This window comes from Streptomyces sp. SID8352 (genome assembly GCF_009862265.1).
Lineage (GTDB): Bacteria > Actinomycetota > Actinomycetes > Streptomycetales > Streptomycetaceae > Streptomyces.
This window is the reverse complement of sequence record NZ_WWGX01000027.1, coordinates 84,847-95,723: the sequence shown is the minus strand read 5'-3', so window position 1 is coordinate 95,723 and position 10,877 is coordinate 84,847. Positions and strand designations below refer to the sequence as shown.

Below are 10,877 nucleotides of genomic sequence, written 5' to 3'. Positions count from 1 at the left end.
GGGGGTCCCCCGAGTGGCCCGGCTCTGGCCCGTCGGGACCCGTCCCCCCGTGCTGCGCGGCTGGGATCCCCCGGCGACGCCCTACGGCCCGGGGCACCGGGGTGTCGATCTGGCCGCGGCGGCGGGGGCGCCGGTGCGGGCGGTGGCGGCGGGGCGGGTGACCTTCGCGGGGCGGGTGGCGGGATACGGCGTGGTCTCGCTGGAGCTGGCCCGGACCGGTGAGCCGCCGTTGCGCACGACCTTCGGGCCGGTCACGGCCTTGGTCGAGCGGGGCGCGGCGGTGGCCGCGGGTGAGGTGCTGGGCAGGGTGGAGCCGGTGGGCCCGCACTGCGCGGGCTGTGTGCACTGGGGGCTGCTGCGCGGCGGCGCCTATCAGGATCCGCTGGCCCTGCTGCCCCCGTATCTGCTGAACGGCGGTCCGGCCCGGCTGCTGCCGGTGCTCGGCGTGCCCCTGCCCGGCGGCGGTACCGCCTGAGGGCGGTGGCGCGCCGCCGGGAGGGGACGGGGGTGGAGCGGGGTCAGCCGCTGACGCCGCGCAGGGCCATGGCGACGGCCGCCTCGGTGATCGCCGCCGGGTCCTCCGCCGCGCCGAGTTCGAGGCGGCGCACGGCCGCGTCGACGACGCCCTGGAGCAGCATGGCGGCGAGCCTCGGTTCGGTGTGGCCCATGTCGGCCAGGGCCTCGACGATCAGGACGATCAGGCCGCCGTGCGCGGCGCGGATCTTCTCACGGGCTCCGGCGTCCAGTTCGCTCGCGGAGATCGCGACGACGGCGCGGTGGCGCCGGTCCCCGACGAGTTCGAGCTGCTTGCGGACGTAAGCCTCGGTCTTGCCCTCGGGTGTCGTGGCACTCTCCATCGCCGCCTCGACCTCTGCGGCCCAGACGGGGAAGTCGACGGCGCACAGCTCCTCGACGACCGCCCCGCGCGAGCGGAAGTACTCGTAGACGGACGACCGGGCGAGGCCCGTGCGTTCCGCGAGTGCGGGGAAGGTCAGCGCCTCCGTCCCGCCGTCGGACAACAGGGAGCGTGCCGCGTCCAGCAGGGCGGCACGCTGCATCGACCGGTGCTCGGCCACGGAGGCCGCTCGAATCCTTGGCACGTCTCCACTCTACGGACGTGCCGCCGCCTGTGGGAGTCACCGGCCGTTCGGCGGGGCGTCGGTGCAGGTCAGCGGCCGAAGCCCGCCAGCTTGGCGCGCAGCTGGAGGACGGACTTGGTGTGGATCTGGCTGACCCGGCTCTCCGTGACGCCGAGTACGTGGCCGATCTCGGCGAGGGTGAGTCCCTCGTAGTAGTAGAGGGTGACGACGGTCTTCTCCCGCTCGGGCAGGGTGTTGATCGCCCGGGCGAGGAAGCGCCGCAGCTCCCGGTCCTCGACCACCTCCACCGGGTTGTCGGCGGCGGTGTCCTCCAGCGTGTCCATGAGGCTGAGCCGGTCCCCGCCCTCTCCGCCGGCGTGGAGCAGCTCCTCCAGGGCGACGACGTTGGCCAGGGAGAGTTGGCTGAAAACCGCGTGGAGGTCCTCCACGGCGATGCCCATCTCGGCGGCGACCTCGCTCTCCGAGGGGGTGCGCCGGTGCCGTGCCTCCAGGGTGGTGTAGGCGCGCTCGACGTTGCGGGCCTTCTGCCGTACTGAGCGGGGGATCCAGTCCAGCGCCCGCAGTTCGTCGATCATCGCGCCCCGGATGCGGGTGATCGCGTATGTCTCGAACTTGATCTCCCGGTCGAGGTCGAACTTCTCGATGGCGTCGATCAGCCCGAAGACGCCGGAGGAGACGAAGTCGGCCTGTTCCACGTTGGACGGCAGTCCGACGCTGACCCGGCCGGCCACGTACTTCACGAGGGGCGAGTAGTGCAGGATCAGCTGCTCCCGCAGCCGCCCGTCCCCCGTCGCCTTGTACGACCGCCACAGCTCGTCGAGCGTCGAGGGGGCGGACGGTCGCGCGCTGCCACCGTCGCGGGCGGCTGGGGGGATCGCCGCCCGGTCGGACCCGGAGGTGTGCTGGGGCATTCGTCGCCTTGTGCCGTTCTGCCGTATGTGTGCGCCTGGGGAGGCCGCCGGTTCGCTGCCTGGTCGTCGCCTGTCTTCACGGGGGGTCTTCGTGAGCGTAGCGTGACTGAGCCGTCGCGGTGTGCGAAGAGTCACTCGGGGGCGATGCGCAGATACGTTCCGCTGGGCGCCCCCCAGCGGGGATGATGATCAACCCGGATGATCACTCGAACACCTCAACTGCGGTCATTCACAAGGGCGTCGGGGTTCCCCCGGACGGCCGAACACGCTCCGTCAACGCGGATCACGGCCGCCTCGAACGGAGACCGTCGTCTGGCGTGTCAACTTCCAGTCGTCGCCGTGTCGTTCGACGTAACCGAGTGCTCGAAGCTCGTACAGTCTCGCGACGGCGTCGTCCGGTGCCGTCCCGGCGCCCCGGGCGATCTCGGCGGCCGTTGCCGCTCCCCGCGCGGGGAGCGCGGCCAGTACCTGCCGGGTGCCGGGCTCCAGCAGGTCGGTGGGGAGGACGGGACCGCGTCGTTCGGGGGCCAGCTCGCCCATGCCGCCGACCAGTTCGGTGATCTCGTCGGCGTCGGTGACGAGGACGGCCTCGCCGCGCAGCAGTTCGTGGACGCCCGCGGAGAGCCCGCTGGTGGCCGGTCCCGGGACGCCCATGACGTGCCTGCCGAGGCGGGCGGCGGCGCGCGCGGTGACCAGGGAGCCGCTGCGGTGAGCGGCCTCGACGACCACGGTGCCCCGGGTGAGCGCGGCGATCACGCGGTTGCGCAGGACGAATCGGCTGGGGGTGGGGTGGTCGCCGGGCGGCAGTTCGCCCAGGACGAGCCCCTGGTCCGCGATGCGGGTGATCAGGGCGGTGTGGCCCGGCGGGTAGGGCCGGTCGACGCCGCAGGCGAGGACGGCGGCGGTGGCCCCGCCCGCGCCGAGGGCGCCGCGGTGGGCGGCGCCGTCGACGCCGTAGGCGCCGCCGGAGACGACGACCCAGCCGCGTTCGGCGAGGCCGGCGGCGAGGGTGGCGGCCATGTGGGCGCCGTACTCGGTGCAGGCGCGGGCGCCGACGACGGCCACGGAGCGCAGCGCCCACATCCGGAGGCCGGGCCGGCCGCGCACCCAGAGTCCGAGCGGCCGGGTGTCACCGAGGTCGTCGAGCTGGCGGGGCCATTCGGCCTCGCCCGGCGCGACGAACCGCACGCCCGCCTCCCGGGCCGTGGCCAGGTCGCCCCGCGGGTCGGCCGCGGCGGCGCGGGCGCGGAGCCCGGACCACCGCTTCCGGGTGACGCCCGGCAGGGCCCGTCCGGGGCCGAGGAGGCACCGCGCTACCTCCGGGGCTCCCCGTTCGCGCACCCATCGTCCGCCGGTAGCGTCACCGGGTTCGAGGACGCGGGTGAGGAGGATCCGGGCGAGCCTCTCCTCGTCGGCCGCGCCGTCGCGGACCGGTGCCCCTCCCCCGCCGGGCGGGAACGCGTCCCGCCACGGGGTCCCGGTGGCGCCGGTACCGTCCCGCGCTCCGGGCGCTCCGGGCGCTCCGATGGTGCCCGTCACCCCTGCCGCCCCGGCCGTGCCCGTCGTGTCGCCGTCGCCCGTCATGCCCGTGCCCCGACGGCCATGGGGACGCCCCTCGGGACGCCGGTGCGGAGCTGGAGGGCCAGCCCCACGTCCGTCGCGTCGGGGCGGTCGTGGCCGACGAGGTCCGCCACGGTCCAGGCGACGCGCAGGACCCGGTCGAGTCCCCGGGCGGTGAGGACACCCCGTTCGAGGCAGCGCTCGGCCTCGTCCAGGGCGCCGGGGGCGGGATGCCAGGTGCCGCGCAGCTCCCGGCCCGGAATCTCGCTGTTGGCCCGCCACGGGGTGCCCGCGAGGCGGGCCGCCGCCCGCTCCCGGGCCGCCCGTACCCGGTCGGCGACGGTCGCGGTGGAGTCCCCGGGGCCACCGCGGCCGGCCAGTTCGGCGCGGGTGACCCGGTCCACCTCGACGCGCAGGTCGACCCGGTCGAGCAGTGGGCCGGAGAGCCGGGCCTGGTAGCGGCGGACGGCGGCCGGTGAGCACTCGCACAGCTCGTCCCGGCGGGAGAAGCGCCCGCACGGGCACGGGTTGGCGGCGAGCACCATCAGGAACCGCGCCGGGTAGCGCACCATGCCCGCGCTGCGCGCGATCACGATGTGGCCCGCCTCCAGCGGCTGTCGCAGGGCGTCCAGGACGCGGCCGCTGAATTCGGGGGTCTCGTCAAGAAAGAGCACGCCCCGATGGGCCAGGGAGACCGCGCCGGGCCGCGCGGCTCCCGGACCGCCGCCGACGAGGGCCTGCATCGTGGCGGAGTGGTGCGGGGCGCAGTACGGCGCGGTGTCGATCAGGGGCTTGCCCGGGGGCAGCAGCCCGGCCACCGAGTGCACCGCGGTGACCTCCAGGGAGGCGGCGCGGTCGAGCCGGGGCAGCACTGCGGGCAGTCGTTCCGCGAGCATGGTCTTGCCGGCTCCCGGGGGACCCGAAAGAAAGAGGTGGTGGCCGCCGGCCGCGGCGACCTCCAGCGCGGTGCGCGCGCCGGTCTGGCCGACGACGTCGGCGAGGTCGTGCCCGGTGTCGTGCTGCGCCGCGGCCCCGCCGTAAGTGCCGGTGGCGGCGCCCGTGCCGGGCATCCGCAGTCCGGCCAGCAGCGGGTCGGGGCGGCCCTGCTGGTCCGGGGGCTCCTCGGGCACCGGTTCGTCGGCGAGGACGGCGATGAGCTGGCGGAGGCTGCGCACGCCGAGGACGGAGACGCCGGGCACCAGGGACGCCTCGGCTGCGGCGCTCTCGGGCACGACGACCTGTTCGTATCCGGCGTCGGCGGCGGCCAGTACCGCAGGGAGGATGCCCCGTACCGGGCGCACCCTGCCGTCCAGGCCCAGCTCTCCGATCATCACGATGTCGGCCAGGACCCGGGGGTCGACGCGTTCGGTGGCGCCGAGCACGGCTGCGGCGACGGCGAGGTCGAAGCCGCTGCCGCTCTTGGGTACGGAGGCCGGGCTGAGCCCCACGGTGAGCTTCTTCTGGGGCCACTCGGCGCCGGAGTTGACGACGGCGGCCCTCACCCGGTCACGGCTCTCGGTGAGGCTCTTGTCGGGCAGCCCCACCAGGGTGAAGGCCGCGACCCCCGGTTCCAGGTCGGCCTGGACCTCGACGAGCACCCCCTCGACACCGACCAGGGCGACGGAGCAGGTACGGGCGAATCCCATCACGCCACCCCCCGCGCGTGCTCGACGACGGGGGCGCCCGCGCCGGGGCAGGAGGACGCCGACGAGGTCGATGCGGACGCCGCCGGGCGGGGCTCCGCCGTGGGTCTGGATCCATCGTTCGGCGAGCTGCCGCAGCCGTCGTGCCTTGCCGGGGGTGACCGCGGCCATCGGGTGCTCGAACCATCCCGTCCTGCGGGTCTTGACCTCGCAGACGACGAGGGTGTCGCCCTCCCGGGCCACGATGTCGATCTCGCCGGTCCGCCCGCACCGCCAGTTGCGGTCGATCACGGTCATCCCGGCTTCGCCCAGCCGGCGGGCGGCGAGCTTCTCGCCGTACTGTCCCAGGGCACCTCGTGCGTTCATGTCGGCACCACCTCCGGCGCCAACGATGCGGGGCTTCCGGCGGGCCTGTGGATCTTGGTGGACAGCGGGCGGGTTGTGGAAAACTCCGCCACTCCTCCGGGTGATTCTCACCCTCTTCCGGGCGAATCCCGGGCGCCGCGAAGACAGGCCCGGTCAGGTGTCGGCACCGTCGGTCCCGCCCCGGTCGGCACTCCGCACGGCCCCACGAGGCCACCGCGCCACCGCGCCACCGCGCCACCGCGCCACCGCGCCACCGCGCCACCGCGCCACCGCGCCACCGCGCCACCGCGCCACCGCGCCACCGGCAGCATGCCCGGTCACCGCCCGCCGCGCGGCCCGCTCCGGCGGCGGCAACACCGGCACCCCACCGGCACGCGCACCACCGTCGGCCGTGTCGCACCACACCCCGACGCCCTGGCCCCGCGCCCGCCCCGGGCGCCGCCCCCGCACCCGGCGCGCGGCCCCGCGTCACCCGCCGGGCAGCTCCAGATCGCTCTTGTTCAGCTCCTCGATATTGACGTCCTTGAACGTCAGGACCCGCACCTGCTTCACGAACCGGGCCGGGCGGTACATGTCCCACACCCAGGCGTCGGCCATGGTGACCTCGAAGAACACCTCGCCCTGGACCGAGTGCACCTGCATCTCGTAGTCGTTGGTGAGGTAGAAGCGCCGCTCGGTCTCGATCACGTATGTGAACAGTCCGACGACATCGCGGTACTCCCGGTAGAGCTTCAGCTCCATCTCGGTCTCGTACTTCTCGAGGTCCTCGGCGCTCATGGCATGTTCCCCTTCAGCCGTGCGGTCCCCCCATTGTGCGCCAGCCCACTGGGGCCCTAGACGATTTCGGTGTCCAGGGTCAGCGGGCCGGCCGGGGGACCTTCGTCGAGCAGCGTGCGCAGCAGCCCGGCGAGTCTGGTCGGATACACCGTCTCATGTGCCCGGGTCAATTCCCGACACGTCCACCAGCGGGCTCCGGCGACGCTGCGCCGCTCCAGTTCGGTCAGCGCGGTGGGCCGGGTCTCCGTCCGGGTGGTGCGGGCGAGGTAGTACCACTCGTCCTGGTCCCAGCGGCGTCCGGCGAACGGGAAGGAGCAGCGGCGCCGCCACAGCACGGGGCCGAACGCGGCGTCGGTGATGCCGGTCTCCTCGGCCAGTTCGCGGCGGGCGGCCTGTTCGTGGGTCTCGTCGCCCTCCAGGCCGCCGCCGGGGGTGAACCACCAGTCGTCGGCGGGGTCGTCCGGTTCGTGACCGTGGAGCAGGAGGATGCGGTCGTGCGGGTCGAGGAGGACCACGCGGGCGACCCTGCGCAGTCCGCCCCGGTAGTCGTCGTCGGCCCCGGCGGGGAGCGGTTCAGACGGCACGGCCGGGCTCCGTCCCGGTCCGGGAGCGGGCGGCGGCGCGCCGGGCGACCGGGCCGTGGGCGGCACCGGCGAGGATCAGCACGGCACCGGCGGCGATCAGGGCGACGACGGTGCGCAGTGGTCCGGGCGGGGAGAGGTCGCCGAGCGCGGCGAAGCCGCCGGGCCGTTCCAGCATGCCGTTCATGGGCCAGACCACGGCGTCCACGCGGGCGTCGACGGCGTCCCGGGCGACGGTGCCGGCGGCGGCGTCGGTGAGGTGGGCGGTGGAGTCCACGGAGTTGCCGCGCTCGTCGCCGAGGAGGAAGAGGCGTCCCTCGGGCACGGTCACGGTGGGGAAGCCGGTGATCTCGGCGGGCCGTCCGGCGGGCAGGTAGGTCTCGTCGACGGCCCTGCCGTTGACCTCCAGCCTGCCCTCGCGGCAGCAGGAGACGGTGTCGCCGCCGACGGCGACGACGCGCTTGACCATGGGCACGTTGGCCCAGCTGGTGTCCTGGAAGACGACCACGTCGCCGCGGCGGACCTCGGTGCCGTCGACGCGCTGGGCCAGGACGCGGTCACCGGCGCCGATGGTGGGCGCCATCGAGCTGGTCGGAACGGTGTAGGGCTGGTAGGCGACGGCGCCCCAGACGAATCCGCCGAGGAAGAGGGCGAGGCCCAGTGCGACGGCCAGTCCGGAGAGCCGCCGCCCGGTCCGGCTCCCGGCCGGGTCCCCGTGCGTGCCGCCGCCCCGCGACGCCGTGTCCGTCGTGCTCTCGCCACCCATGGACCCGCACCCTACCCGTCGGTACCGGGGCCGGGCAGCCCCTTCGGGTTCCTGGGCCGCCGTCGGGACCGTCGGCGGGGCCGGGTGCCCGGCCCCCGGTCGTGGGCACCGGTCCCGGGGCGGGCGGGGGCCCGGCACCGTGTGGCGGCTCCGGGAGGCCGGGGCGGCGCACCTCGGCGGCCGGGGGCCGCCACGGCTCAGAGGCGGCTCCGGATCGCGGGGCGCGGACGGCCGGACGGGGAGTGGGGCTGTGTGGGCGGCCGGACGTGGAGTGGGGGCGTGGCATGCGGGCGGCCGGACGGGGCGTAGGGGCGAGCGGGCGGCCGGTCGTACGGCGGCCTGACCGCGGGGACGCGGGCGGGCCGGACGCCGGGCATACCGGACGCCGGGATGCCGGACCGTTCCCGTTCCCCGCCTGGAGGGGTGGGCGCCGCCTCGGGGTGGGTCAGCGGGTGACGGCCGGGCCCTTGCGGCGGCGCCACCAGACGACCGGGACCACTCCGGCGAGGGCGAGGCCCTGCGGCGCGACGGTCAGCGCGGCCGCGGCGGCCCGGTCCTTGAGGCCGGGCTGGTCGAAGGTGTCGGGTACCGGCAGGGTGCTCCAGTGGCCGATGGGCCAGGCGACGACGACGGCGCGGCCGACGACCTCCTTGACCGGGACCATGCCGCTGTACTTGTCGGCCTGGTTGTAGCGGGAGTCGGCCGAGTTCTGCCGGTGGTCGCCCATGACCCAGAGGAAGCCGTCGGGGACCTTCACCTTGAACTGGCCGCCCTGGTCGTCGGCGCTGCACGGTGTGTTGCCTGCGTAGACGTAGGGCTCGTCGAGGGCGACGCCGTTGACCTTCAGCGGGCCGGTCTTGTTGCACTCGACGGTGTCGCCGCCCAACCCGATGACCCGCTTGATCAGGTCCTTCTCGTCGGCCGACGGCATCAGGCCGATCCAGCTCAGGAAGGTCTGCAGCCCGTTCTGGTCGGGCGTGGGCTCGCCCGCCAGCCACTGGTCGGGGTCGTGGAAGACGATGACCTCGCCGCGGTCGGGCTCCGAGCCGAACCAGGGGGTGAGCTTGTCGACCAGGACCCGGTCGCCGATGGTGAGGGTGTTCTGCATCGACGCGGACGGGATGGAGAACGCCTGCACCAGGAAGGTCTTGATCAGCAGCGCGAGCACCAGCGCGATGCCGATGAGGATCGGGAGCTCCTTCCAGAAGGAGCGCGGTGCGTCACCGCGGGGTGGTTTCCTCCCGCGGGTCCTCCCCGGTGTCCCGTCGCCGTCGGGTCCGTTGTGCTGTTCGTCCGTCACACTGCCGTCCTCGATGGTCCCGGGGGCGTTCCCCGGGGCCGGGGCGCCGTCCGTCACCGGGCCGGACGCGTGCGCAGGGCGTTCGCGGTCCTCTTCGCCGTCGTGTCCGGACCGTGCGCCAACCGCCACATCCCCCACGCCAACTCCTCACTCTCTGCCGCCGCCCGCCCCGTACGCGGTGCAGGCCCACCACTCCCATAACGAGCGGGAGTTCCGCAGGGATCGGGAGTCGGTTCGTCGCGTTCCGGTGGAGCGCGTTCCGATGGTAGGGGGCAACCCTATGCGACGGGGCGGGGGCGGCCGTCGAGGCGGCGCCCGCGTCGGCCACGGAGGCGAAGACGTCCCGTTCGCCCAGGGCCCTCCAGTGGCCGAACGGCCAGGCCACGACGACGGCCCGGCCCACCACGCCGTCGACGGGGACGGTGCCCGAGTCGGTGCCCTGGTGGGCGCGGGAGTCGGCCGAATTGGACCGGTGGTCGCCCATCACCCACAGCCGTCCCTCGGGGACGGTGACGTCGAAGGGCGTCCGGGAGGGCGCGTCGCCCGGGTAGAGGTAGTCCTCGTCCAGGGGGACGCCGTTGACGGTGATCCGGCCCCGCTCGTCGCAGCACCGGACGTGGTCGCCGCCGACGCCGACGACGCGCTTGATGAGGTCCTGTTCGTCGTCGGAGGGCAGCAGTCCGATGAAGGTGAGGCCCTGTTTGATCTGCCGGACGACGACGGGGTCGTCGCCGCCGCCGGGGGCGCCCTCGCCGCCGAGCCAGCCGCCGGGGTCGCGGAAGACGACGACGTCGCCGCGCCGGGGCTGGGACCCGAACCAGGGGGTGAGCTTGTCCACGAGGACGCGGTCGCCGATCCGGATCGTCTGCTCCATGGAGCCGGAGGGGATCACGAAGGCCTGGACGAGGAAGGTCTTCAGGATCAGGGCCATGAGGACGGCGACGCCGAGGAAGAGGGGGATCTCTCGGACGGCTCCGCGCCGTCGGCGGCGCCTGACCTTGCGCTGGAGCCTGCGGCGTTCGGCGCGGGTGCGCCCGTCGGCCGGGGCCTCGGTGTGCCGGCGCGCGCCCGGCGCCGGTGTCCGCCCGGCCTCGGCGGGGTCGCGGCGCGGGCGGCCCCGGCTACCCATTCCCGCCCCGGTCGGCGGGCCCGGGCACCCGTGCGTAGGCGTCGGGGCGGTCGAGGCCGGTGGCGTGTCCGAAGGGCCAGACGATCCAGTCGGCGCGGCCGATGACGGAGTCCACCGGCACCATGCCGCCGCCGGGTGAGCCGAGGTGGTCGCGGGAGTCGCTGGAGGCGGCGCGGTGGTCGCCGAGGACGAAGAGGCTGCCGTCGGGCACGACGACGTCGAAGCGCGCGTCGGACGGGTTGTCGCCGGGGTGCAGGAAGGCCGACTCGTCGGTGGAGCGGCCGTTGATCCGGAGCCTGCCGTCGCGGTCGCAGCAGGTCACACGGTCGCCGCCGACACCGACGACGCGTTTGATGTAGTCACCGGCGCCGAAGCGCCCGGTGCCGTCGAAGACGACGATGTCGCCGCGGCGCGGCGCGCTCCCGAAGCGGTAGGCGACCTTGTTGACGAGGACCCGGTCGCCGATCCGCAGCCCGGGTTCCATGGAGCCGCTGGGGATCTGGAAGGGCCGCAGGACGAAGGTGGTCAGCAGGAGGAGGCAGACCATCGTCGCGAGCAGGGCGACGGTGATCCGGCCGCCGGGCACCCATTCCCGGATCCGGCCGGAGAACGCGGAGCGCGACCGCTCCTCCGGGCCCCCCGGGTCCGAGCGGTGCTCGGCCGGGACGGGGCGGGAGGAGCGGTTGCGCTCCGTGTGCTGTGCTTCGGTGTCCATCGGGGCCAGATGCTATCGGGCCCCGAACC

The 10,877-nt window shown here is 74.7% G+C and carries 11 protein-coding genes; 1 reads left to right on the top strand and 10 read right to left on the bottom strand.

All coding sequences use genetic code 11. From position 1 onward, the window contains the following. A partial coding sequence (locus tag GTY84_RS08765) for a peptidoglycan DD-metalloendopeptidase family protein (protein WP_237532138.1) occupies positions 1-475 on the top strand: 475 nt, incomplete at its 5' end. 43 nt (positions 476-518) lie between these two features. Here GTY84_RS08765 and GTY84_RS08760 read toward each other — a convergent pair. The 10 genes from GTY84_RS08760 to lepB (GTY84_RS08715) all read right to left on the bottom strand — a co-directional run bounded on the left by GTY84_RS08760 (position 519) and on the right by lepB (GTY84_RS08715) (position 10,848). Continuing rightward, the gene (locus tag GTY84_RS08760; RefSeq protein WP_161225576.1) at positions 519-1,076 is read right to left on the bottom strand and encodes a TetR/AcrR family transcriptional regulator; all 558 of its coding nucleotides are present in this window, start codon (positions 1,074-1,076) and stop codon (positions 519-521) included. Positions 1,077-1,168: 92 nt separating this feature from the next. Continuing rightward, positions 1,169-2,011 (bottom strand): RNA polymerase sigma factor WhiG, encoded by an 843-nt coding sequence (gene whiG / locus GTY84_RS08755; RefSeq protein ID WP_161225571.1) that lies wholly within the window; start codon positions 2,009-2,011, stop codon positions 1,169-1,171. Between the two features lie 273 nt (positions 2,012-2,284). Beyond that, positions 2,285-3,595, bottom strand: a complete 1,311-nt coding sequence (gene dprA / locus GTY84_RS08750) for a DNA-processing protein DprA (protein ID WP_161225570.1) — start codon at positions 3,593-3,595, stop codon at positions 2,285-2,287. Further along, positions 3,592-5,580 (bottom strand): YraN family protein, encoded by a 1,989-nt coding sequence (locus GTY84_RS08745; protein ID WP_161225569.1) that lies wholly within the window; start codon positions 5,578-5,580, stop codon positions 3,592-3,594. Before GTY84_RS08745 ends, dprA begins: the two co-directional genes overlap by 4 nt. A gap of 468 nt (positions 5,581-6,048) precedes the next feature. After that, positions 6,049-6,357, bottom strand: a complete 309-nt coding sequence (locus GTY84_RS08740; protein ID WP_161225568.1) for a DUF2469 domain-containing protein — start codon at positions 6,355-6,357, stop codon at positions 6,049-6,051. 56 nt (positions 6,358-6,413) lie between these two features. Further along, on the bottom strand, positions 6,414-6,941 hold the full coding sequence (locus tag GTY84_RS08735) for an NUDIX hydrolase (protein ID WP_161225567.1): 528 nt from the start codon (positions 6,939-6,941) through the stop codon (positions 6,414-6,416). Then, positions 6,931-7,704, bottom strand: a complete 774-nt coding sequence (lepB, locus tag GTY84_RS08730) for a signal peptidase I (RefSeq protein WP_161225566.1) — start codon at positions 7,702-7,704, stop codon at positions 6,931-6,933. The genes GTY84_RS08735 and lepB (GTY84_RS08730) overlap by 11 nt, the downstream gene beginning before the upstream one ends. Before the next feature lie 445 nt (positions 7,705-8,149). Then, positions 8,150-9,004 carry a signal peptidase I gene (lepB, locus tag GTY84_RS08725; protein ID WP_345943367.1) on the bottom strand — a complete coding sequence of 285 codons (855 nt, stop codon included), beginning with the start codon at positions 9,002-9,004 and terminating at the stop codon, positions 8,150-8,152. Further along, positions 8,925-10,133, bottom strand: coding sequence for a signal peptidase I (gene lepB / locus GTY84_RS08720; protein WP_161225565.1), 1,209 nt, complete (start codon positions 10,131-10,133; stop codon positions 8,925-8,927). The genes lepB (GTY84_RS08725) and lepB (GTY84_RS08720) overlap by 80 nt, the downstream gene beginning before the upstream one ends. Then, complete coding sequence (lepB, locus tag GTY84_RS08715; protein WP_161225564.1) at positions 10,126-10,848, bottom strand: signal peptidase I; 723 nt, start codon at positions 10,846-10,848, stop codon at positions 10,126-10,128. The genes lepB (GTY84_RS08720) and lepB (GTY84_RS08715) overlap by 8 nt, the downstream gene beginning before the upstream one ends. Positions 10,849-10,877: the final 29 nt, after the last annotated feature.

Bases quoted from the DNA above. Each gene is read 5' to 3' on its own strand.
- whiG (WP_161225571.1), bottom strand. From the start codon at position 2,011: ATGCCCCAGCACACCTCCGGGTCCGACCGGGCGGCGATCCCCCCAGCC.
- dprA (WP_161225570.1), bottom strand. From the start codon at position 3,595: ATGACGGGCGACGGCGACACGACGGGCACGGCCGGGGCGGCAGGGGTG.
- GTY84_RS08745 (WP_161225569.1), bottom strand. From the start codon at position 5,580: ATGAACGCACGAGGTGCCCTGGGACAGTACGGCGAGAAGCTCGCCGCC.
- GTY84_RS08740 (WP_161225568.1), bottom strand. From the start codon at position 6,357: ATGAGCGCCGAGGACCTCGAGAAGTACGAGACCGAGATGGAGCTGAAG.
- lepB (WP_161225566.1), bottom strand. From the start codon at position 7,704: ATGGGTGGCGAGAGCACGACGGACACGGCGTCGCGGGGCGGCGGCACG.
- lepB (WP_161225565.1), bottom strand. From the start codon at position 10,133: ATGGGTAGCCGGGGCCGCCCGCGCCGCGACCCCGCCGAGGCCGGGCGG.
- lepB (WP_161225564.1), bottom strand. From the start codon at position 10,848: ATGGACACCGAAGCACAGCACACGGAGCGCAACCGCTCCTCCCGCCCC.